This is a genomic window from Bacillus cereus group sp. N11, from assembly GCF_016483605.1.
In the GTDB taxonomy this organism is placed as follows: domain Bacteria; phylum Bacillota; class Bacilli; order Bacillales; family Bacillaceae_G; genus Bacillus_A; species Bacillus_A toyonensis.
In genome coordinates this window covers 32,675-55,862 of sequence record NZ_JAEHBN010000005.1, presented here as the reverse complement: position 1 = coordinate 55,862, position 23,188 = coordinate 32,675, and the positions used below count along the sequence as shown (strand labels likewise).

Here is a 23,188-nt window from a genome sequence, read left to right as displayed (position 1 = left end):
GATATTTGGGAACGGTTTCATAATTTTCGGAGGTGCAATATGCGTAAAACTAAAATTGTATGTACAATAGGTCCTGCTAGTGAAAGTATTGAGAAATTAGAACAATTAATGGAAGCGGGTATGAACGTTGCTCGTTTAAACTTCTCTCATGGTAGCCATGAAGAGCACGGCGCTCGTATTAAAAACATTCGTGAAGCTTCAAAGAAAACTGGTAAAACAGTTGGTATCTTACTTGATACAAAAGGTCCAGAAATCCGTACTCACGACTTCGTAGACGGACAAGCTGAACTTGTAACAGGTGCAGAAGTAGTTCTTTCTACTGAGCAAGTATTAGGTACTGCAGAGAAGTTCTCTGTATCTTATGCTGGTCTTTATGATGATGTAGACCCAGGTTCTCGCATTCTAATCGATGACGGTCTTATCGAGCTAGAAGTAATCGAAAAAGCTGACGGAAATATCCGTACAAAAGTTTTAAACAGTGGAACTGTAAAAAATAAAAAAGGTGTTAACGTACCAAACGTAAGCATTAAGCTTCCTGGTATCACTGAAAAAGACGTAAAAGATATCATCTTTGGTATCGAGCAAAAAGTTGATTTCATCGCAGCATCTTTCGTTCGTAAAGCATCTGACGTATTAGAAATCCGTGAATTACTAGAAGAGCATAATGCTCAATACATCCAAATTGTACCAAAAATCGAAAACCAAGAAGGTATCGACAATATCGATTCAATCTTAGAAGTTTCTGACGGTTTAATGGTAGCTCGTGGTGATATGGGTGTGGAAATTCCACCAGAAGAAGTACCTTTAGTGCAAAAACGTTTAATCAAAAAATGTAACGTATTAGGTAAACCAGTTATTACTGCAACGCAAATGTTAGATTCTATGCAACGTAACCCACGTCCAACTCGTGCGGAAGCAAGTGACGTAGCTAACGCAATCTTCGATGGTACGGATGCAATCATGCTTTCAGGTGAAACTGCTGCTGGTCAATATCCAGTAGAAGCGGTAACAATGATGGCTAACATTGCAGTACGTGTTGAAAAATCATTACAATACGAAGATATGTTCAAAAAACGTATTAAAGAGTTCACTCCAACAATTACAGATGCAATTAGCCAATCTGTTGCGCATACAGCACTTGCTCTTGATGTAGCTGCGATCGTAGCTCCAACAGAAAGTGGACATACTGCGAAAATGATCTCTAAATATCGTCCGAAATCTCCAATCGTAGCTGTAACATCTGACGAGCAAGTAGGACGTCGTCTTGCACTTGTTTGGGGTGTACAAGCATTTATGGCTGGGAAACGTGCAGCGTCTACTGACGAAATGTTAGATACTGCGATTCAAACAGGTATGGATGCAGGTCTAATCGGACTTGGAGACACTGTAGTAATCACTGCGGGTGTTCCAGTTGCTGAAACTGGTACAACAAACTTAATGAAAATCCATGTTGTTGGTGAAGAAGTTGCTAAAGGACAAGGAATCGGTCGTAAAGCTGCAAAAGGTAAAGTAGTTGTAGCAAAAACAGCTGCTGAAGCTGTAGCGAACGTAAACGAAGGTGATATCCTTGTTACAACAAGCACTGATAAAGATATGATTTCTGCAATCGAAAAAGCTGCTGCTTTAGTTGTAGAAGAAGGTGGCTTAACTAGCCATGCAGCTGTTGTAGGCGTATCAATCGGTATTCCTGTTATCGTTGGTGTAAACGGCGTAACAGCAACTTTAAAAAATGGCCAAGAAGTAACAGTTGATGCGGCACGCGGAATTGTTTATAATGGACATGCGGAAGTGCTATAAGAAGTAATACGGAGAGAAGGAGCGGAGTCCTTCTCTTTTTTTTACACAAAAACATGATAGAACTATTTTAAAACGTCTAAATTTGCTTTTACAAGCTGCTTGTTATGAAGTTTAATGTGAATGGATGTCTTACTTCTGTTTAGTCTATATGAGCGTTTTAGGGGTCTTTAAAGCGATTTGTGAAAGGGGTGCAGAACTGTGAAATGGTTGTTATTCTTGTTGATTTTAATACCTGCGGTTGAGATTACGGTATTAATTGGGTCGAGTCATGTAATAGGGTTATGGTCTACGTTCGCTATGATTGTATTTACTGGTGTTGTAGGTGTATATTTGGCGAAAAGGCAAGGGTTTAAAGTGCTTAGAGAGATTCAATCTAAGTTGAATAGAGGAGAAATGCCAGGCGAGGCAGTACTAGATGGTATTTTTGTATTTGTAGGAGGTATTCTTTTAGTGCTTCCTGGATATGTGACGGATGTAATGGGGTTTATTTTTGTTGTCCCTTTTACTAGGGCTTTATTGAAGCCGCTTGTTATGAAGTGGATGGAATGGAAGTTTAGAAAGAGATCTACTATTATTATTCAGAAGTAGTGCTTAGATTATAGCGATCTAAGCACTACTTTTTTTATTCTGCAAAAAGCCTGATTGGTACGGGTTAATAATTAGTGGGGGATGAACAAAACCTGATTGATTAAAGTTTCACTTTATTGTGTAGGATATATATTTCTGATTGAACATGTAAATTGGATACTATTTGTTCTTAATGAATAGGATGTAGAAAAAATCCGCTATATTGAAGTTTTATTTTTGTGTATGAAGGATCAAGGAACGTAATGAAATCTGATAAAAGCAGGGAAATCGTTAGTTGAAGCCTTATCTTATACTAATTTGTATATTTATTCATTTACATAAAAAGCAATAAATGTAAGTAATAATTATAAAATAAATAGAATAAAAATGTATTTTAGGTTGAAAAATCCGTTTTTATATGCAAAAAAACAAGAGAATTATCCTTTTTTGGGCAATTCTCTTTTTGCATGTAGTTAGTATGAAAAAGAAGTACAAGGAATAATGAGTGGGAAATTGCACTCATTATTCCTTAAGTTTTTTGTGTGAATTAGAAATTATTGTTTTGAAGAGGGTGAACCTTTAATGTATTTCCACAAGTCATGGAAGACATGAGCTTTGTGTAATGTATTAAGTAGTACTAATGTGACTGGACCGATGATTAATCCTAAGAAACCGAAGAGCTTAAAGCCGATAAATAGAGCGACTAGTGTCGCTAATGGATCAAGACCAATATTAGATGAAAGCACTTTAGGTTCCATAATTTGTCTTTGGACAATCACGACGATGTATAGAATGAGAAGACCGATGGCGAATGCGGTGTCGCCAGTGAAAAATACGTATATAACCCAAGGGACGAAGACGGCTCCTGTCCCTAAGTAGGGGAGTAAATCTACAACACCTGTAATAATCGCGATAGTAATGGCGTATGGTACGCGTAATATTAAAAGTCCGATTAGTACAATAACGGTTGTCATAGATACGAGTGTAAGTTGCGCTTTAACAAAACCGAACAAAGCTTTTCTTAAATCGACAAAAATAGTTTTTCCGTAGCCATGTACACGATTCGGTAGAAGTTTTCTTGCTTTTTGAGCAAGACGGTGCCAATCGTAACTAATGAAGAAAGTGGCTAATAAAATGAATACAAGAACAGTTAGAGTTGTTGGTAATGCACTAATGAAATTTGTTAATCCACTTATAATAGCTGTTAAAAGTTCTTTCATTTGTGTTGTTGCTTCAGTTCCTAAGTTTTGGATGTTTTGTGTAATTGTATAACGCTGCGGTTCTCCAAGATGATTAAATTTAGAAATTAAATCGTCATAGAGAGGCATAATATGATTAAGTGCAAATTGCTCTGCGAATTTAACGATATCCGGAAACTTTACTGTAACAAGTTGTAGTAAGTATGTTGTGGCAGATATTGCTTCTGTTACAAGGTATGTAACAAGCCCGACGATAGCTCCGAATACGAGAATTAAGCTAACGAGTACTGCTAGTGCGCGAGGGAATTGTAGTTTTTGATTAAGGAAATTGACGACAGGATTAATCAAATAAGCAAATGCAAAAGCGATAATAAAAGGATAGATAAGTCCTGACATGTATAGTAATACATAGAACCCAGCTACCGTTGCTACAATGACAAATATGAGTCGCAATATCATATATAGTAAGTTTCGGTTCAAAGATGTATACCTCCCATTCCAATTTGTATTAGCCTAATTCGTTCAACTTATAACGAGTAGCATTCACTGATTAAAGTTTCACTTTTATGTTATAGTGGAATGATGGATTTTCCCTGCTTTTTCAGTACATGAACGACTGTAAAAGCTTGTTGATGATGCTTCTACTATATGGTAAAAACTTCATTTTCTCTTCTTTTTATTTTACCTGTTTCTTGTTAGAAAAGAAAGGAGAGACCATCGTTTTCAAAAATGTATATATGCTTTGATTTTTTGGGGTTACAGTCTCGTTTTGTAAGTTAAAAATGCATACAAAAATGAAATTGTTGGCTTATTCTCATTGGCAAATAGACATCGATATGACATGTATAACGATAGGTTTAAAGGTATTTTTGTTTGGAAGCGAGTTCATTATTTTCAGAAAGGAAGTGCAAACATGATTAGTCAGTCAACGTTATTTTTATTCATACTACTTATTATAGGACTTATTGCTAAAAACCAATCGCTTACTGTAGCCATTGGAGTGTTATTCTTATTGAAGTTTACGTTTTTAGGAGATAAAGTCTTTCCTTATTTACAAACGAAAGGGATTAACCTTGGTGTAACAGTCATTACAATAGCAGTGCTCGTACCGATTGCGACAGGGGAAATAGGCTTTAAACAACTCGGAGAAGCAGCGAAATCATATTATGCATGGATTGCTTTAGCCTCAGGTGTGGCGGTCGCTTTGTTAGCGAAAGGCGGCGTACAATTATTGACGACGGACCCTCATATTACAACTGCGCTTGTTTTTGGGACGATTATAGCGGTTGCCTTATTTAATGGGGTGGCTGTAGGCCCGTTAATTGGGGCTGGAATTGCCTATGCAGTTATGAGTATTATACAAATGTTTAAATAAGGAATTTTATAGTAATATAAAATTTTTGAATTCTTTCTGTTCACAAAAGTCAGATAATTGTTTATAATAGAATTAGAAACTTTGAAAAGTTACATAACAGCAGAGACTTTACACCAGATAAAATAAAAACAACATAAAACAATTTTATAATGATATTGTTTTATGTTGTTTTTATCATAAAACTCTTCGGAATTCATTTTCCTCACTAACTTGTTGTTCTGAGCGTGAGGATTCGGGGAGACATTCACGCTCATGCTTTCCATGTAAGCAATGGACATTAAGAGGGGAACATCGCAACAAATGTGCATGATCGTGCATTTTGCTTGCCTAAAGAGTGAACGGGCGTTCATAATTCATAAGGGGAGCAAATAGATATAAGGAGCAAGGTTGGGAGAATTTTTCAGGAAAAGGAGAGAATGTCATGACTGTTATTCGAGGTTTAGAAGGGGTAGTAGCAACAACATCATCTGTGAGCTCTATTATTGATGATACATTAACTTATGTTGGGTATAATATTGATGATTTAGCTGAGAATGCTACATTTGAAGAAGTAGTGTACTTATTATGGCACCGTAAGCTTCCTAACGAACAAGAACTAGCGGAATTTAATGAAACTGTATCAGAATACTATAAAGTGCCAGGTGAAATTTTAACATATTTGAAACAAGTAGATTTAAAGATCGCACATCCTATGTCTGTTTTACGAACTGCAATTTCCATGCTATCATTATACGATGAGAGCGCTGAAATTATGGATGAAAAGTCCAATTATTTGAAAGCGGTTAAATTACAAGCTCAAGTGGGAACTTTAATTGCCGCTTATGCAAGAATCCGTAAAGGTTTAGATATTGTTGAACCGAGAAAAGATTTATCATTAGCTGCAAACTTCTTGTACATGTTAAATGATCGTGAGCCAAATGAAGTTGAAATTGAAGCTTTTGATAAGGCGCTTGTACTTCATGCAGATCATGAGTTAAACGCTTCTACATTTACTGCACGTGTTTGCGTAGCTACACTTTCAGATGTATATTCTGGTATTACTGCAGCAATCGGTGCGTTAAAAGGTCCTCTTCACGGCGGGGCAAATGAAAATGTAATGAAGATGTTAACTGAAATTGGCGAAGAAGAAAATGTAGAATCATATATTCATAATGCTCTTCAAAATAAAGTGAAAATCATGGGCTTTGGTCATCGTGTGTATGAGCAAGGTGATCCACGTGCAAAACATTTACGTGAGATGTCTAAGAGATTATGCGTGCTTTTAGGAGAAGAGAAATGGTATAATATGTCTATCAAAATTGAAGACATTGTAACAAAAGAAAAAGGTCTTCCACCAAATGTTGATTTCTATTCAGCTTCTGTATACCATTGTTTAGGAATTGACCATGACTTATTTACACCTATTTTTGCAATTAGCCGTATGTCAGGCTGGTTAGCTCATATTCTAGAACAATATGAAAACAACCGTTTAATCCGTCCGCGTGCTGATTATAATGGACCAACACATCAAGTATATGTTCCAATTGCACAACGATAAGCGAAAAACACTATTTCGATAGTAAAAATACGCTTTCAAAAGTCTGATTTTTTTGGGAAGATGTAATGATTAGAATATTTTAATTTGACTAACGGTTTGAACTGAGGGGTTATTCCCTCAGTTTCATACATATGAAATTTCAAACATGGGGGTTATCACATTGACGACAGGTGAAAAAATTACTGTAACTAATGGTGTTATGAATGTACCAAACAATCCGATTATTCCATTTATCGAAGGAGATGGAATTGGTCCTGATATTTGGGAAGCTGCATCTCGCGTACTAGAAGCAGCAGTAGAAAAAGCTTATGATGGTGAGAAGAAAATCGTTTGGAAAGAAGTGCTTGCAGGGGAAAAAGCATTCAACCAAACAGGCGAGTGGTTACCAGAAGAGACTTTAAATTTAATCCGTGAATATTTAATCGCAATTAAAGGTCCACTTACAACTCCAGTTGGCGGTGGTATTCGTTCTCTAAACGTAGCGCTTCGTCAAGAATTAGATTTATACGTATGTCTACGTCCAGTTCGTTATTTTGAAGGTGTTCCTTCACCTGTAAAACGTCCGGAAGATACTGATATGGTTATTTTCCGTGAAAATACAGAAGACATCTATGCTGGAATTGAATATGCACAAGGATCTCCAGAAGCAGAAAAAGTTCTTGCTTTCTTAAAAGAAGCAATGGGTGTTAATAAAATCCGCTTCCCAGAAACATCTGGTATTGGTATTAAACCAATTTCAGAAGAAGGGACAAAGCGTCTTGTTCGTGCTGCAATTCAATATGCAATTAACGAAAAACGCTCTTCTGTTACATTAGTTCATAAAGGAAACATTATGAAATTTACAGAAGGTGCTTTCAAAAACTGGGGTTATGAAGTTGCGGAACAAGAATTTGGCGATAAAGTATTTACTTGGGCTGAATATGATCGCATCGTTGAAAAAGATGGCAAAGATGCAGCGAATAAAGCGATGGCAGACGCAGAAGTGGCTGGAAAAATCATCGTAAAAGATTCTATTGCAGATATCTTCTTACAACAAATTTTAACTCGTCCACGTGAGTTCGATGTTGTTGCAACAATGAACTTAAATGGTGACTATATCTCTGATGCACTTGCTGCACAAGTAGGTGGAATTGGTATTGCACCTGGTGCAAACATTAACTATGTGACTGGACATGCTATCTTTGAAGCTACACATGGTACAGCTCCAAAATATGCAGGTTTAGACAAAGTAAACCCATCTTCTGTTCTTCTTTCTGGTGTATTATTACTAGAACATTTAGGATGGAATGAAGCTGCGAAATTAGTAACTGATTCAGTTGAGAAAACAATTGCATCAAAAGTAGTAACATACGACTTCGCTCGTCTAATGGAAGGCGCAACAGAAGTGAAATGTTCTGAATTTGCTAATGAGCTTATTAAAAACATGGATGTAGCGATAATCAAAAACGCATAATTAAAGTGGGGGGTAAATTATGACAATCAAACGCAAGAAAGTTTCAGTCATCGGTGCAGGATTTACAGGAGCAACAACAGCATTCTTATTAGCACAAAAAGAACTTGCAGATGTTGTATTAGTGGACATTCCACAACTGGAAAATCCAACAAAAGGGAAAGCGTTAGATATGTTAGAAGCGAGCCCAGTACAAGGTTTTGATGCTAACATTATTGGAACATCTGATTACGCAGATACTGCTGATTCTGACGTTGTCGTTATTACAGCAGGTATTGCACGTAAGCCTGGTATGAGCCGTGATGACTTAGTAGCAACGAACTCTAAAATTATGAAAAGTATTACGCGCGACATTGCAAAACATTCACCAAATGCAATTATTGTTGTGTTAACAAATCCAGTTGATGCAATGACATATTCTGTATTTAAAGAAGCGGGATTCCCGAAAGAGCGTGTTATCGGCCAATCGGGCGTATTAGATACAGCTCGTTTCCGTACATTCATTGCACAAGAATTAAATCTTTCTGTGAAAGACATTACAGGATTTGTTCTTGGTGGACACGGTGACGACATGGTACCTCTTGTACGTTATTCCTATGCGGGTGGCATTCCGTTAGAAACGTTAATTCCGAAAGAGCGTTTAGAGGCAATTGTAGAACGTACACGTAAAGGTGGCGGAGAGATTGTAGGCTTATTAGGAAATGGTAGTGCATATTACGCACCAGCGGCTTCTTTAGTTGAAATGACAGAAGCAATCTTAAAAGATCAACGCCGTGTATTACCGGCTATTGCGTATCTTGAAGGTGAATATGGTTATAGTGACCTTTACTTAGGGGTACCAGTAATTCTAGGTGGTAACGGAATTGAAAAAATTATTGAATTAGAACTTCTTGCAGAGGAAAAAGAAGCGTTAGATCGCTCTGTAGAATCTGTACGTAACGTTATGAAAGTTCTTGTTTAATAATTAAATATAAGCGGAAAAAGATTCGGGGCCCCGAATCTTTTTCTACTATTTAATGAAATGTTTTTTTGAAATAATATGAAAACGCTATCATTTGTAGTATCCTATAATGAAACTGTAGATTTATACTATACATTGCCCTCATCATAGTAAATTTCGGATAAGGTATCGCTTTTAGTAGGATAATAAGGTGAAAAAATCGGAGGGGGTTGTAACATGTTAAAGAAAAAAGTTCAAATTGGTCGTAAAATGGATGAAATTACAGTAGGAGAGAAACTATCTATCACTGAAAAAATTGAGGATAAAGATTTGTTATTGTATTTAGGGCTAACGAATGATGCCAATCCATTATATATTCAGCATGATTACGCATCCCAAACTCCGTATGAAAAGCCGATTGTACCAAGCATTATGCTAACGGGAATGATTACAACGGCGGTTACGAAATATTTACCAGGTCCAGGTAGTCATATTATTAGGAAGGACCTTACGTTCGTGAAGCATGTTCACCATTATGAAACGTTACAAATCCACTTTGAAGTTGTGGCTGTTTCTGAGGAGGCACATACAATTGATATGCTTGTATCTGCTCATGATGAAAAAGGAGAAACGGTTGTTAAAGGTTCATTAACGGTAACGCCACCTTTTAAATCTGTTTCCATTATGGAAAAAGCATTAGATAATTTTTAAAACATGAAAATATGAATAGCGCTAGCATACCTTTAATAAGGGAGCTAGCGCTATTTTTAGTTGAAGAATCCTTCAGCGAATCCTTCAGCGAAAGCTGAACAACCCGTTTTAATCGTATCCCAGCTTGGAGCGTTAAAAGTAAGAATACATGTTACTACTAAAGTTAGAATAGGTAGTACTAGTCGCATAATAGAACCTCCATATAATTAATATTGATATATATTAATTATTATATTAAATTATCACATACTTTAATAACTGAAGTCAATTGAAGGAGGGATTTTTTAAGTGAGATGGAAAAGGGAAGACGTTATTTTTGAAACGATAAGAGAAGCTGAAGTGTGGGCAGACGGGATCGCGAATGAAATGTACGGAAGAGTATTTGATGGATATGAAACACCGGACTATAAAATAGCGTATGTTCTATCTTTTTTCTTAGCACAAAATCGAGAATTCAATGTTCATACGGAAGTAGAATATAGAATTGTATAAAGTGTGGATAGTAACACGTTAATTGAGCCGAGTGTAATTGTTTTTAGAGATAACGAGAGCATAATCTGAATCCATGAATAGACAATTATATTGAGGGGGGACCTGTTTTCTAGTATGATGAGAATAACGGGGAAAATACTAGGATGAAGAAGGTTTCAAGTCTATAACTTGGAGGAAAAGAATGAACAATCGTATTTTAGTAGTTGATGATGAGGAATTTATCTTAACTTTAATTGAATTTAATTTACAACAAGCTGGTTTTGAAGTTATAACAGCGATGGACGGAGAAATGGCGCTTCAAAAAGCGACAACAGAACGTCCGGATTTAATTATATTAGATTTAATGCTTCCAAAAATGGATGGTATGGAAGTTTGTAAAGAATTACGATTGCAGCGTGTTATGACGCCGATTTTAATGTTAACGGCAAAAGATGATGAATTTGATAAGGTGCTAGGTCTTGAACTTGGGGCGGATGATTATATGACGAAGCCATTTAGTCCAAGAGAAGTTGTTGCTCGTGTGAAGGCGATTTTGCGTCGTACGAAATTACAGCAAGAAGAGCAAGTTGCAGAAGCGCCAGATGAAGATAGCATCCTAATTGCAGACCTTAAAATTTTACCGGAGTTTTATGAGGCTTATTTCCAAGGAAGAAAGCTTGAATTAACCCCAAAAGAATTTGAACTACTTGTTTATCTTGCGAAAAATAAAAGTCGCGTGTTGACGCGTGATCAATTATTAAGTGCTGTATGGAATTATGATTTTGCTGGTGATACACGAATTGTTGATGTTCATATTAGCCACTTGCGCGATAAAATTGAAAAAAATACGAAAAAACCGACGTACATTAAAACGATACGTGGTTTAGGATATAAATTAGAGGAGCCAAAAGGGGATGAATAAATTTCGTTCCAGGCTTCTTTTTACATTTGTTTCTCTTATTGTGTTTATTTTAGTTGGACTAGGTTTACTGTTAGAAACCGTGTTTGAAAACTATTATATAGATCATGCGAAAGAGAGAATGGTAAAAGAAACAGGATATGTTGCGGTATTAGCAGAAGAACAAGGTTTTGAGGATGTTTTAAAAAAGCCGTATGTATTTGAAAAGTTAGAAGAAAAAATACCAGCTTCTATTATATTTGTGGATGAAAAAAAGAAAGTTCAATATAGCAAAGGACCACACTCTGCATTTAGTCAAGAGATGATTAAAGAACTTTCTGCCGAAACAGCGAAACAAAGAAATAAAGTCATTACGAAAGAAACGGATCAGAAGAATGAATTTTATCATGCGGTGTTCGTTCAAGATGTAGCAGGGAAACAAGGATACATTTTGGTGAAAAGTACAATTGAGCCTTTGAAAGATGTTCATCAAAAAACGTGGGGATTATTAATTATTGGATTTGTTATCGCTTGTCTTGTAGTCGTGTTTTTAGGTATGAAAATTACAGGGCAATATATTAGGCCAATTGAATCAGTTACGAAAGTGGCGATTGAATTAGCGAAGGGAAATTATAAAGCACGTGCTTATGAAAGTCATTCGGATGAAACAGGAATGCTGAGTAAAGCGATTAATATTTTAGCTCGTAATTTACAAGAGATGACACTTGAACAAGAAATGCAACAAGATCGTCTGCATACGTTAATCGAAAATATGGGAAGTGGAATGATTTTAATTGATAGCCGCGGTTATATAAACCTTGTAAACCGTTCTTATAAAGAGACTTTCCACGTAACAGATGAAGAATATTTAGATCGCTTATATTATGAATCGTTCCACCATACAGAAATTATAGAGCTTGTGGAAGAAATCTTTATGACAGAAGTGAAAGTGCGTAAACAAATGTTATTGCCACTTGGAATTGAGCGAAAGCATTTCGAAGTATATGGAGCGCCGATTATCGGGACGAACCATGAATGGAAAGGGATTGTTCTCGTATTCCATGACATAACAGAGTTAAAGAGATTAGAACAAATGAGAAAAGACTTTTTAGCAAATGTTTCTCATGAACTAAAGACGCCAATTACTTCTATTAAAGGTTTTTCAGAAACGCTCTTGGATGGAGCGATGGATAATAAGAAATTCTGCGAACATTTCTTACACATTATTTTAAAAGAAAGTGAACGCATGCAGGGGTTAATTGAAGATTTATTAGATTTGTCAAAGATTGAGCAACAAGGGTTTAAATTAAATATGGAAACCGTTGATATGAAGGGACTTCTTGAAGATATTCATATGGTGCTTGACAATAAAGCAGGCGAAAAAGAAATCTCTTTACAAGTGAATGTATTAAAACGTGTCTCTGTCATTGGAGATCCTGGTCGTTTGAAACAAATCTTTATTAATTTAATTAATAATGCAATCGTATATACACCGGCTGGAGGCGTTGTTTCTGTTGAATTAGCAGAAGATAAATACAATGCTTATATAAAAGTATCTGATACTGGAATTGGTATTAGTAAAGATGAAATCCCACGTATTTTTGAACGTTTTTACCGAGTGGATAAAGCGAGAAGTAGAAATACTGGTGGTACAGGTCTTGGATTATCGATTGTAAAGCATTTAGTTGAGGCACATCACGGTACAATTACTGTGGATAGTGAAGTTGGGGAAGGGACAACATTTACAGTTGTTTTACCGAAATCGGCAACTGAAAAATAGGATGAAGGATATTTACAATATATTAACAATGGCTTAATTAAATATTAATAAAGCTCTGTTAATATAATACATGAAAACCCCTTCATCCAAGGAGTAATTTTGGACGAGAATAGTTATGCTGTTCTCGTCACTTCCCTTTATGCCAATATAAGTTTGATATATATGAAAGAAAAAAACCGTTATTTTTCTTCTCTCTATTAGTCATGTTAATATAGAGAGAGGAAAGGAACGGTTTTTTTTCTATGTGAAAATCGTTTCAAATTTGTATGGGGAGGTTTCTATTGTGGAAAAAAAAGTCGTATTAGTAGATGGTAATAATATCGCGTATCGTGCTTTCTTTGCACTACCGCTTTTAAATAACGACAAAGGTATACATACGAACGCAATTTACGGTTTTACAATGATGTTAATGAGAATATTAGAGGAAGAAAAGCCAACGCATATGCTTGTTGCGTTTGATGCAGGAAAAACGACATTCCGTCATAAAACGTATAGCGAGTATAAAGGAGGACGTCAAAAGACTCCACCTGAGTTATCAGAACAATTCCCGTTTATTCGTGAGATGCTTGATGCATTTAATGTACCGCGTTATGAACTAGAAAATTATGAAGCGGATGACATTATGGGGACGTTAGCGAAAGAAGCGAGTGAGCAAGGGTTTCATGTTAAGGTTATTTCAGGAGATAAAGATTTACTTCAACTTGTTTCTGATAATACGCTGGTATGTATACCTCGAAAAGGGATTACAGAAGTAGATGAATATACGAAAGAAGCTTTATTTGAGAAATACAATTTATCACCAAAGCAAATTATCGATATGAAAGGTTTAATGGGGGACCAGTCAGATAATATTCCGGGTGTACCAGGAGTTGGTGAAAAAACTGCAATTAAATTGTTAACGCAATTTGAAACGGTTGAAGCAGTGTATGAAAATATCGATCAAGTAAGCGGGAAGAAATTAAAAGAAAAACTAGAAGCGAATAAAGAACAAGCTCTTATGAGTAAAGATCTTGCAACTATTATTACAGATGCGCCGATTACAGTGCATGTGGATGATATGGAGTATAAAGGATATGAAGCAAGTGATGTGATTCCAATGTTCGAGAATTTAGGATTTACATCTCTTTTGAATAAATTAGGTGTTACGCCAGAAGAAACAGCTCCAGCTGAATTAGACGATATTACATTTGATATTGTGGAAGAAGTTACAGAAGAAATGCTTCAGCAAGATAGTGCACTTATTGTAGAAGTACAAGAAGATAACTATCATAAAGCGGACATTCAAGGTTTTGGTATTCAAAATGAAAATGGTTGCTACTTTATTCAGACGGACATAGCTCTTGCATCCGAGGCTTTCAAAGCATGGCTTGCAAATGGAGAAATGAGAAAGCATACATTTGATGCGAAGCGAGCTATCGTTGCACTCAAATGGAAGGGTATAGATATTCAAGGAATCGACTTTGATTTATTAATTGCTGCTTATTTACTTGATCCAGCTGATACGGATAAAGATTTCCGTACTGTAGCGAAAATGAAAGAAACGCATGCCGTGAAATCGGATGAAGAAGTTTATGGAAAAGGTGCGAAGCGTGCTGTTCCAGAGCTAGAAGTAGTAGCGGAGCATGTAGCTCGAAAAGTGCATGTATTATATGATGTAAAGCAAACGTTCTTGGAAGAATTAAAAAAGAACGAGCAATATGAATTGTTTACAGAGTTAGAATTACCACTTGCACGTGTACTAGCTGATATGGAAGTAAAAGGTGTAAAAGTTGATACGGAGCGCCTTCGTAATATGGGAGAAGAACTTGCGGGTAGATTAAAGGAAATGGAACAGGAAATTTATAAGCTTGCGGGAACAGAATTTAATATTAATTCACCGAAGCAACTTGGGGTTATTCTGTTTGAGAATTTAAACTTACCAGTTATTAAAAAGACGAAAACAGGTTATTCTACGTCAGCTGATGTACTAGATAAACTTATGAATCATCATGAAATTATTCCAAACATTTTACATTATCGTCAGTTAGGGAAATTAAATTCAACTTACATTGAAGGTTTACTAAAAGTTGTACATGAAGATTCATCGAAAATTCATACTCGCTTTAATCAAGTTTTAACACAAACAGGTCGATTAAGTTCAACAGATCCGAACTTGCAAAATATACCGATTCGATTAGAAGAAGGAAGAAAGATTCGTCAGGCATTTGTTCCATCAGAAGAAGGATGGATTATGTATGCGGCCGATTATTCACAAATTGAACTTCGTGTATTAGCTCATATTGCAAATGATAAAGGGCTAGTTGAAGCGTTCCAACATGATATGGATATTCATACGAAAACAGCTATGGACGTATTCGGTGTTGGAAAAGATGAAGTAACTTCGAATATGAGACGACAAGCAAAAGCTGTTAACTTCGGAATTGTGTATGGTATTAGTGATTACGGTCTTTCACAAAACTTAGGAATTACAAGAAAAGCAGCAGCGGAATTTATTGAAAAGTATTTAGAAAGTTTCCCTGGTGTACAAGAATACATGGATGACATCGTAAAAGATGCGAAACAAAAAGGGTATGTGGCTACCTTATTAAATCGTCGCCGTTACATTCCGGAAATTACGAGTCGTAATTTCAATTTACGTAGCTTTGCTGAGCGTACAGCTATGAATACACCAATTCAAGGTAGTGCTGCAGATATTATAAAGATAGCTATGATTATTATGGCAGATCGTTTAGAAGAAGAAGGATTACAAGCGCGTCTTCTTCTGCAAGTACACGATGAATTAATCTTTGAAGCACCAAAAGAAGAAATTGAAAAATTAGAGAAGCTTGTACCAGAAGTAATGGAGCATGCAATTGAACTCGCAGTTCCACTGAAAGTTGATTATTCTTACGGTCCAACTTGGTACGACGCAAAATAAGGAAGTGATGAAATGCCTGAATTACCAGAGGTTGAAAACGTCAGACGGACACTCGAAAATCTTGTAACAGGAAAAACGATTGAAGATGTTATTGTTACGTATCCAAAAATAGTAAAACGACCAGATGATGCGGAAATCTTTAAAGAAATGCTCAGAGGCGAGAAAATTGAAACGATAAAGCGAAGAGGTAAGTTTTTGCTTTTATATGTAACGAATTATGTTATCGTTTCACATTTGCGTATGGAAGGAAAGTTTTTACTGCATCAAGAGGATGAGCCAATTGATAAGCATACGCACGTCCGTTTCTTATTTACAGATGGAACTGAATTACATTATAAAGATGTGAGAAAGTTTGGTACGATGCATCTCTTTAAAAAAGGTGAAGAGTTAAATCAAATGCCTCTTGTTGACTTAGGTCCAGAGCCATTTGATGCTGAATTGACACCACAGTATTTACAAGAAAAATTGCAAAAGACAAATCGTAAAATAAAAGTCGTATTATTAGATCAGCGTCTTTTAGTAGGGCTTGGAAATATATATGTAGATGAAGTTTTATTCCGTTCTCATATCCATCCAGAGCGAGAAGCTGCATCTTTAACGCAAGAAGAAATCGAAAGAATTTACGAAGCAATTGTTACAACGCTAGGCGAAGCAGTGAAGCGAGGCGGAAGCACAATTAGAACGTATATGAATTCGCAAGGGCAAATTGGTTCATTCCAAGAACTTTTAAATGTATATGGGAAAAAGGGAGAACCATGTGTAACTTGTGGCACGATATTAGAAAAAACAGTTGTTGGCGGAAGAGGGACGCATTATTGCCCAATTTGTCAGCCTAGAATATAGAAAAGAGATAACATCGGATAGGCATTTGTCATATACATACAGCAGAGCTATGTATAAGGGAGGAGCTTACCGATGTACCTTTATTTATCTCTTATTTTATTAGCTTTTACATTAAGCTTAGATAGCTGTAGTGTAGGGCTGACATATGGTTTGAGAAGTGTAAGAATTCCACTAAGATCAATTATAATTATCGGAATCTGTTCAGCGGCTGTTATGCTTGTTTCAATGGGAATTGGACATATGATTGCGAAAATATTTTCACCTGTTATCGCAACGCGTATCGGTGGGCTTGTTCTTATTGGAATAGGGATTTGGGTATTATATCAATTTTTTCGAAGTGATAAAAAGGAAGAACCGAAGCAAGAAGAGAAGGTTTGGAAACTAGAAATTGCTTCACTTGGGTTAGTAATTCAAATTTTACGGAAACCGACTGTTGCAGATTTTGATAAATCGGGAACTATTTCTGCAGGAGAAGCGCTACTTCTTGGTATCGCACTTTCCGTGGATTCGTTTGGTGCTGGAATTGGTGCATCTTTATTAGGTTATGCACCCGCTATGATGGCAATATTAGTTGCAGTTATGAGTTCTTTATTTTTGTTTATTGGAATGAAGCTGGGTACAGTTTTATCGAATATGAAATGGTTACAAAAATTTACATTCCTGCCTGGGGTATTACTCATTATTATTGGAATTTGGAAAATGTAAGTATGGGCGTGGAACATTAGTTTCGCGCCTTTTATTATGAGGAGGAGAAGTATTATGACAGTGGTAATTGGATTAACGGGAGGAATTGCAAGCGGAAAAAGTACGGTATCAGAAATGTTTCGTGGGCTAAGTATACCGGTTATTGACGCAGATGTTATTGCAAGAGAAGTTGTAGAACGAGGAAAACCAGCATATAACAAAATAGTAGAAGTATTTGGAACGGAAGTGTTACAAAAAGATGGAGAACTGGATCGGCCGAAATTAGGAAATGTTGTTTTCTATAATGAAGAAAAACGATTGCAGTTAAATAAAATTGTTCATCCTGCAGTACGTGAGGAAATGAATGCACAAAAGGAAATGTACATAAAAGAAAGTATGCAAGCGGTTGTGTTAGATATCCCTCTTTTGTTTGAAAGTAAATTAACAAGTCTCGTTGATCGTGTTTTAGTTGTAGCTGTCACGCCTGATACGCAATTAAAACGTTTAATGGAGCGAAATAATTTTTCGGAAGAAGAAGCAAAAGCACGTATACAATCGCAAATGCCGTTAGAAGAAAAAGTGAAGCATGCGGATGAAGTAATAAATAATGATGGCACAATTATGGGAACGAAAACACAATTACAGGAAATTTTAAAGAAATGGAACATTATTGACTAAAAAATTGTGAAATTAATGAAAATGCTTAGTGACATATCCCCTTTTTGTGTTATACTATTATTGGGATTGGAGATAAATAGTATAACGCATTCAAGGGGGATAACATATTATGACTCGTGTGGCAATTAATGGATTTGGACGTATTGGGAGAATGGTATTTCGTCAGGCAATAAAAGAAAGCGCATTCGAAATTGTAGCAATCAATGCAAGCTATCCATCTGAAACGTTAGCACATTTAATTAAATATGATACAGTTCACGGCAAGTTTGACGGAACAGTAGAAGCATTTGAAGATCACTTATTAGTTGATGGGAAAATGATTCGCCTTTTAAACAACCGCGATCCAAAGGAATTGCCTTGGACAGATCTAGGTGTTGAAGTTGTAATTGAAGCAACTGGTAAATTTAATTCAAAAGAAAAAGCAATTCTTCACGTTGAAGCTGGAGCGAAAAAAGTTATTTTAACAGCGCCTGGTAAAAATGAAGATGTAACAATTGTAGTTGGTGTGAACGAAGACCAATTAGATATTACAAAACATACCGTTATTTCAAATGCATCTTGTACAACAAACTGTTTAGCGCCTGTTGTGAAGGTGTTAGATGAGCAGTTTGGAATTGAAAACGGTTTAATGACGACTGTTCACGCTTATACAAATGACCAAAAAAATATTGATAACCCACATAAAGATTTAAGAAGAGCACGTGCTTGCGGACAATCAATCATTCCGACAACGACAGGTGCTGCGAAAGCGCTAGCAAAAGTTCTTCCGCATTTAAACGGAAAACTTCATGGTATGGCACTTCGTGTACCAACACCAAACGTGTCTCTTGTTGACTTAGTAGTAGATGTAAAACGTGATGTGACAGTTGAAGCTATTAACGATGCATTCAAAACTGTTGCAAACGGTGCGTTAAAAGGTATTGTAGAATTTAGCGAAGAGCCTTTAGTATCTATTGACTTTAATACAAATACACACTCAGCTATTATTGATGGCTTATCTACAATGGTAATGGGTGATCGTAAAGTAAAAGTACTTGCTTGGTATGATAACGAGTGGGGCTACTCTCGTCGTGTTGTAGATCTTGTAACGTTAGTTGTTGACGAATTAGCGAAACAAAAAAATGTGCAACATATTTAAGTGAATAAGGGAGAGGGCAAGTGAATATTGCCCTCTCTTTTTTTATTTTTTTCTGAAAAGGAAAAAAATTATATGAGTATATTTTGGAAAGTGGACATACCACGAAGCGTTGTTATTACTGTATTTGTGAATCGTTTCTTTTTTTTAGGGAAAAGTAAAGAGGAAAATATGACAGAAAATCGAAAAAACTGTTGTTGCAAAATGAAAATAAACAAAGTATACTAACACTCGTAAACTTAAGAGCTGAGGTACGTAGTCACTACTTAAAGGGTTAGGACCTCTCTGGACTAACTTTCCCCCGTGGTAGTGGAGCAAGCCAAATTGCAAATTAGTTTTCAATTCGAACAGTTAGAATAAATTTACAAGGGGGAACTGTAGAATGGATACTATGGATACGATGGGTCGTCACGTGATCGCTGAACTTTGGGATTGCGATTTCGACAAGCTTAATGACATGCCGTATATTGAACAATTATTTGTGGATGCAGCACTAAGAGCTGGTGCTGAAGTGCGTGAGGTTGCTTTCCATAAATTTGCACCACAAGGTGTAAGTGGAGTAGTAATTATCTCGGAATCACATTTAACAATTCATAGCTTTCCGGAGCACGGTTACGCAAGTATTGATGTTTATACTTGTGGGGATCGTATTGATCCAAATGTTGCTGCAGAATATATTGCAGAAGGTTTAAACGCGAAAACGCGTGAGAGCATCGAGCTTCCTCGAGGCACTGGTAGCTTCGAAATTAAGCAGAGAGAAACAAAAGCTCTTTAAAAAAGAACATAATTGATTTAAAATGTAAAGAGGTGTATAATGCACCTCTTTTTTAGTTTATAAAAAAGGAAAAACATAACGTGTTCATTAGTTAGTTAAATGGAGCTCTCACACATAAGTTAGTGCTACATCTACCATCTTATTTTGTTGGGAAAATAGATGATGAAATCATGTATTTAAACTTAGAGTGGTAAGAGCATTAGAATGAGTTATATAATATTGTATATATATTTTTACGTGAATGAAGTAGAGAAAAATAAAAATTAAATTGTAAGGGAGTGAATGAATTGCGTTGTCCATCCTGTTCTCATAATGGCACAAGAGTGTTAGATTCGCGTCCGGTAGACGAAGGGCGCTCTATTCGAAGAAGGAGAGAGTGTGAAAGTTGTTTAAGTCGCTTTACGACATTTGAAAGAGTAGAAGAGTCACCTCTTATCGTTGTTAAAAAAGAAGGCACACGAGAAGAGTTTAATAAAGAAAAGATTTTACGCGGTTTAATTAAAGCATGTGAGAAAAGACCAGTATCTTTAAGACAATTAGAGGAAGTAACACAAAGTGTGGAACGTGAACTTCGTAATTTAGGTATATCAGAAGTGAAAAGTGATATGATTGGTGAAATTGTTATGGAAGAACTTCGTGATATCGATGATGTTGCTTACGTACGCTTTGCTTCTGTATATCGTCAATTTAAAGATTTAAATGTATTTATTGAAGAATTAAAAGATATACTGCAAAAAGAAAGAGAATAGAAGCTGTATTCAATTCTCTTTACATACTGTAAGTAATGAGGTAAGAGAGCTAGAAGCGTAAGCTAATAGCTCTTTTTCGCTAATAATCATTGGGAATTTTGTTCATTCCAAAATGAGTATTAGCCTTCACCAATCGGGCATTTACGGGAAGGTATCTCCTACCAAACTTTCGTGCATTCGCCGAATTTTGATGTGGGAGTCTTACTGCCCGCAAATAGCGGGATAAAATATATAATGAAGATAGAACGAATGAATTAGAGGATAGATTGGATGAGAGAAAGGAAAAGCAAGAATGCAAAAACAGTCATGGATGGAGCTATTGCCGATTGATCGTTATAAAGTAAGTACGAAAGGACTACTACATAATTACGACCGGAAAGTGTTAACGATGTTGTATCAGCCGTTAATAGGTAGTAGAGCTTTTAGCTTGTACATGACGCTATGGGGGGCGTTAGAGCAAGATCGTGTATTTGGAAAAGAGAATACACATCATTCCCTTATGGTGACCATGCAAATGCAACTTCCCGAAATATATGAGGAACGAGTAAAGCTAGAGGCAATTGGGCTTTTAAAGGTATATATTAAGAAAGAAAAAGATATTCGAATGTTTATATACGAATTGCAACCACCTTTATCTCCAAAGCAGTTTTTTGATGATATTGTTTTAAGTATCTTTTTATACAATCGATTGAGTCGGACAAAATATAATCAAGTAAAACAATATTTCTTAGAAGAAGAATTTGATTTTGCTTCTTATGAAAATATTACACGTTCTTTTAATGAGGTGTTTGATTCGTTTAATCCAGGACAGCTTGAGCATGCGCAAGAAGAACTCCGTATTCCAAAAGCGACAATGATGCCAAATAATGAAAAGGGAGATGCTCCTAAAGTTTGGAACGATTTCTTTGATTTCTCCTTATTTGTAGACGGATTGTCCGCTCTTGTTCCTAAAAAGGCGATTACAGATCAAGTGCGAGAATGTGTCATTACACTTGCTTACGTGTATGGTGTGGATGTGTTATCGATGCAAAATATCGTTCTTGGTGCGGTGACAGAGATGCAAACAATTGATATGGAAAGGCTTAGAAAAGGAGCGCGCGATTGGTACCAATTCGAAAATGGTCAAGCGTTACCAATATTAAGTGAAAGAGTACAGCCACACGCTGCACGTACGATGAAAGAGAAAGAGCCTTCATCGCAAGAAGAGATGCTTATAAAACAATTAGAAGAAATCTCACCAAAACAACTATTGAAAGAGATTTCTGGTGGTGCAGAGGCGACGAAAGCGGACTTGCAAATTGTTGAGGATGTTATGATCAATCAAAAATTAACGCCAGGAGTTGTGAATGTACTTATTTATTACGTTATGCTACGCTCAGATATGAAACTTGCGAAAACGTATGTGGAGAAGATTGCTGGGCATTGGGCTCGTAAAAAGGTCGGTACAGTAGCTGAAGCAATGGCGCTAGCAAAAGAAGAAAACCGTCAATACCAAGAATGGGCTGAGACGAAGAAAAAAGGTCGTACAGCGAAGAAAACAGTACGAAAAGAAATGGTACCAGATTGGTTGAAAGAAGAGCCGAAAGAAAAAGAAACTGTGAAAAATGATGTACGTGCGGAAAAAGATACAAGTACGTTAGAAGATGAACGAAAACGACTAGAAGAAGTGTTGAAAAAATATAAGCGTGATTAATAGAAGAGAATGAACGCTCTTTGAGGTGAGAAAATGGAGCATATTCAAAATTCATTTACAAAATTAATGGAAAATGAAAATTTTAAAAACAGATATGAAGTATTAAAGGCGGAAGTGATGGCACATCCGCGTGTGAAAGAATTTATAGACGAGCATAAAGGCGAAGTAACGACTTCTATGATTGAGCGCAGTCTTGTGAAGTTATATGAATATATTGGACAATGTGTAGGTTGTTCAGATTGTCCGGATCTAGGGACATGTAAAAATATGCTGCAAGGATATGAACCGAAGCTCGTTATCCAAGGTAAGATGATTGATATTCAATACGATCGTTGCATTAGAAAAGTAGCATATGATGAGAGAAAAAAATATGAAAAACTCGTTCAAAGTGTATATATGCCAACGGATATTTTACAGGCGACTATGGAAAATTTAGACCCTTCAGAGTTAAATGCACGTATTGATGCAATTGGTGCAGCGAATGAATTTTTAAGCACATATGAACCGGGTAAAAAAGTACAGGGGCTATATCTTTACGGTAAATTTGGTGTAGGGAAAACATATCTTTTAGGGGCGATTGCGAATGAGCTTGCTCGAAAGAAAATAAGTTCCATGCTCGTATACTTCCCAGAATTTTTACGTGAAATTAAAAGTTCGATTCAAGATAATTCAATTGGAGAAAAGATTGATGCGGTTAAACGGGTACAAGTTTTAATGTTAGATGATATCGGAGCGGAAGCGATGTCTAGTTTCGTACGTGACGATGTACTCGGTGCAATCTTACAATTCCGTATGCTAGAAAACTTACCAACGTTCTTTACGTCTAATTTTGATTTCAAACAGTTGGAACATCACTTAACGTATACACAGCGCGGTGAAGCAGAAGAAATGAAAGCGGCCCGTATTATGGAACGAATTAAATATTTAGCGAAACCAATTACAATCGGTGGGAAAAACCGCCGTCATAAGTAAAGAGCAAGCTGAGAAGC

Annotated in this window: 20 protein-coding genes and 1 pseudogene; 19 read left to right on the top strand and 2 right to left on the bottom strand. The window is 36.3% G+C overall.

Translation table 11 applies throughout. The features are described 5' to 3' along the window. Positions 1-39: 39 nt before the first annotated feature. Together pyk and JDS98_RS09765 are read left to right on the top strand one after the other, a co-directional pair. On the top strand, positions 40-1,797 hold the full coding sequence (gene pyk / locus JDS98_RS09770; RefSeq protein WP_001232683.1) for a pyruvate kinase: 1,758 nt from the start codon (positions 40-42) through the stop codon (positions 1,795-1,797). Positions 1,798-1,995: 198 nt separating this feature from the next. Continuing rightward, positions 1,996-2,385 carry an FxsA family protein gene (locus JDS98_RS09765; protein ID WP_000871649.1) on the top strand — a complete coding sequence of 130 codons (390 nt, stop codon included), beginning with the start codon at positions 1,996-1,998 and terminating at the stop codon, positions 2,383-2,385. Positions 2,386-2,918: 533 nt separating this feature from the next. Here the strand turns inward: JDS98_RS09765 and ytvI are convergent. Further along, positions 2,919-4,043 carry a sporulation integral membrane protein YtvI gene (gene ytvI, locus JDS98_RS09760; RefSeq protein ID WP_001081386.1) on the bottom strand — a complete coding sequence of 375 codons (1,125 nt, stop codon included), beginning with the start codon at positions 4,041-4,043 and terminating at the stop codon, positions 2,919-2,921. A gap of 433 nt (positions 4,044-4,476) precedes the next feature. Between ytvI and JDS98_RS09755 the strand changes: the two genes are divergently transcribed. The 5 genes from JDS98_RS09755 to JDS98_RS09735 all read left to right on the top strand — a co-directional run bounded on the left by JDS98_RS09755 (position 4,477) and on the right by JDS98_RS09735 (position 9,576). Next, positions 4,477-4,938, top strand: a complete 462-nt coding sequence (locus tag JDS98_RS09755; protein ID WP_000625507.1) for a DUF441 domain-containing protein — start codon at positions 4,477-4,479, stop codon at positions 4,936-4,938. A 421-nt stretch (positions 4,939-5,359) separates the two neighbouring features. After that, positions 5,360-6,475: a citrate synthase gene (gene citZ, locus JDS98_RS09750; RefSeq protein ID WP_000216095.1), complete on the top strand. Its 1,116-nt coding sequence runs from the start codon at positions 5,360-5,362 to the stop codon at positions 6,473-6,475. A gap of 160 nt (positions 6,476-6,635) precedes the next feature. After that, on the top strand, positions 6,636-7,928 hold the full coding sequence (gene icd, locus JDS98_RS09745; RefSeq protein ID WP_000206907.1) for an NADP-dependent isocitrate dehydrogenase: 1,293 nt from the start codon (positions 6,636-6,638) through the stop codon (positions 7,926-7,928). A gap of 19 nt (positions 7,929-7,947) precedes the next feature. Beyond that, entirely contained in the window at positions 7,948-8,886 is a 939-nt protein-coding gene (mdh, locus tag JDS98_RS09740) for a malate dehydrogenase (RefSeq protein WP_000153235.1), read from the top strand. A 216-nt stretch (positions 8,887-9,102) separates the two neighbouring features. After that, positions 9,103-9,576, top strand: coding sequence for a MaoC family dehydratase (locus tag JDS98_RS09735; RefSeq protein ID WP_000914174.1), 474 nt, complete (start codon positions 9,103-9,105; stop codon positions 9,574-9,576). 56 nt (positions 9,577-9,632) lie between these two features. Here JDS98_RS09735 and JDS98_RS30460 read toward each other — a convergent pair whose 3' ends face one another. Further along, positions 9,633-9,764, bottom strand: a complete 132-nt coding sequence (locus JDS98_RS30460; RefSeq protein WP_274605741.1) for a hypothetical protein — start codon at positions 9,762-9,764, stop codon at positions 9,633-9,635. Between the two features lie 100 nt (positions 9,765-9,864). On the opposite strand from JDS98_RS30460, the pseudogene JDS98_RS09730 reads away from it, so the two are divergent. From JDS98_RS09730 to dnaI, 12 genes and pseudogenes are all read left to right on the top strand, one after another. After that, positions 9,865-10,090: pseudogene (locus tag JDS98_RS09730) on the top strand (hypothetical protein). A 159-nt stretch (positions 10,091-10,249) separates the two neighbouring features. After that, entirely contained in the window at positions 10,250-10,969 is a 720-nt protein-coding gene (gene phoP / locus JDS98_RS09725; protein ID WP_001065218.1) for a two-component system response regulator PhoP, read from the top strand. Further along, entirely contained in the window at positions 10,962-12,725 is a 1,764-nt protein-coding gene (phoR, locus tag JDS98_RS09720; RefSeq protein ID WP_001032136.1) for a sensory box histidine kinase PhoR, read from the top strand. The genes phoP and phoR overlap by 8 nt, the downstream gene beginning before the upstream one ends. Positions 12,726-13,008: 283 nt before the next feature. Then, complete coding sequence (gene polA / locus JDS98_RS09715; protein WP_000412831.1) at positions 13,009-15,642, top strand: DNA polymerase I; 2,634 nt, start codon at positions 13,009-13,011, stop codon at positions 15,640-15,642. Positions 15,643-15,654: 12 nt separating this feature from the next. Next, on the top strand, positions 15,655-16,485 hold the full coding sequence (mutM, locus tag JDS98_RS09710) for a DNA-formamidopyrimidine glycosylase (RefSeq protein WP_001114492.1): 831 nt from the start codon (positions 15,655-15,657) through the stop codon (positions 16,483-16,485). A gap of 72 nt (positions 16,486-16,557) precedes the next feature. Continuing rightward, positions 16,558-17,190 (top strand): sporulation membrane protein YtaF, encoded by a 633-nt coding sequence (gene ytaF / locus JDS98_RS09705; RefSeq protein WP_000281731.1) that lies wholly within the window; start codon positions 16,558-16,560, stop codon positions 17,188-17,190. 54 nt (positions 17,191-17,244) lie between these two features. Next, on the top strand, positions 17,245-17,847 hold the full coding sequence (coaE, locus tag JDS98_RS09700) for a dephospho-CoA kinase (protein WP_199632129.1): 603 nt from the start codon (positions 17,245-17,247) through the stop codon (positions 17,845-17,847). Between the two features lie 109 nt (positions 17,848-17,956). Further along, a complete protein-coding gene (locus JDS98_RS09695) occupies positions 17,957-18,985 on the top strand; it encodes a glyceraldehyde-3-phosphate dehydrogenase (protein WP_000198973.1) in 1,029 nt (342 codons plus the stop codon). 388 nt (positions 18,986-19,373) lie between these two features. Then, entirely contained in the window at positions 19,374-19,757 is a 384-nt protein-coding gene (gene speD / locus JDS98_RS09690; protein WP_002003660.1) for an adenosylmethionine decarboxylase, read from the top strand. 287 nt (positions 19,758-20,044) lie between these two features. Beyond that, complete coding sequence (gene nrdR, locus JDS98_RS09685) at positions 20,045-20,506, top strand: transcriptional regulator NrdR (protein WP_001203687.1); 462 nt, start codon at positions 20,045-20,047, stop codon at positions 20,504-20,506. A gap of 292 nt (positions 20,507-20,798) precedes the next feature. Then, the gene (locus JDS98_RS09680; RefSeq protein WP_097959258.1) at positions 20,799-22,199 is read left to right on the top strand and encodes a replication initiation and membrane attachment family protein; all 1,401 of its coding nucleotides are present in this window, start codon (positions 20,799-20,801) and stop codon (positions 22,197-22,199) included. 33 nt (positions 22,200-22,232) lie between these two features. Then, complete coding sequence (gene dnaI / locus JDS98_RS09675) at positions 22,233-23,171, top strand: primosomal protein DnaI (RefSeq protein WP_000400118.1); 939 nt, start codon at positions 22,233-22,235, stop codon at positions 23,169-23,171. Positions 23,172-23,188 lie beyond the last annotated feature (17 nt).

Bases quoted from the DNA above. Each gene is read 5' to 3' on its own strand.
- JDS98_RS30460 (WP_274605741.1), bottom strand. From the start codon at position 9,764: ATGCGACTAGTACTACCTATTCTAACTTTAGTAGTAACATGTATTCTT.
- JDS98_RS09680 (WP_097959258.1), top strand. From the start codon at position 20,799: ATGCAAAAACAGTCATGGATGGAGCTATTGCCGATTGATCGTTATAAA.
- mutM (WP_001114492.1), top strand. From the start codon at position 15,655: ATGCCTGAATTACCAGAGGTTGAAAACGTCAGACGGACACTCGAAAAT.
- JDS98_RS09755 (WP_000625507.1), top strand. From the start codon at position 4,477: ATGATTAGTCAGTCAACGTTATTTTTATTCATACTACTTATTATAGGA.
- ytaF (WP_000281731.1), top strand. From the start codon at position 16,558: ATGTACCTTTATTTATCTCTTATTTTATTAGCTTTTACATTAAGCTTA.
- pyk (WP_001232683.1), top strand. From the start codon at position 40: ATGCGTAAAACTAAAATTGTATGTACAATAGGTCCTGCTAGTGAAAGT.
- mdh (WP_000153235.1), top strand. From the start codon at position 7,948: ATGACAATCAAACGCAAGAAAGTTTCAGTCATCGGTGCAGGATTTACA.
- JDS98_RS09735 (WP_000914174.1), top strand. From the start codon at position 9,103: ATGTTAAAGAAAAAAGTTCAAATTGGTCGTAAAATGGATGAAATTACA.
- speD (WP_002003660.1), top strand. From the start codon at position 19,374: ATGGATACGATGGGTCGTCACGTGATCGCTGAACTTTGGGATTGCGAT.
- dnaI (WP_000400118.1), top strand. From the start codon at position 22,233: ATGGAGCATATTCAAAATTCATTTACAAAATTAATGGAAAATGAAAAT.
- coaE (WP_199632129.1), top strand. From the start codon at position 17,245: ATGACAGTGGTAATTGGATTAACGGGAGGAATTGCAAGCGGAAAAAGT.
- phoP (WP_001065218.1), top strand. From the start codon at position 10,250: ATGAACAATCGTATTTTAGTAGTTGATGATGAGGAATTTATCTTAACT.
- phoR (WP_001032136.1), top strand. From the start codon at position 10,962: ATGAATAAATTTCGTTCCAGGCTTCTTTTTACATTTGTTTCTCTTATT.
- JDS98_RS09695 (WP_000198973.1), top strand. From the start codon at position 17,957: ATGACTCGTGTGGCAATTAATGGATTTGGACGTATTGGGAGAATGGTA.
- citZ (WP_000216095.1), top strand. From the start codon at position 5,360: ATGACTGTTATTCGAGGTTTAGAAGGGGTAGTAGCAACAACATCATCT.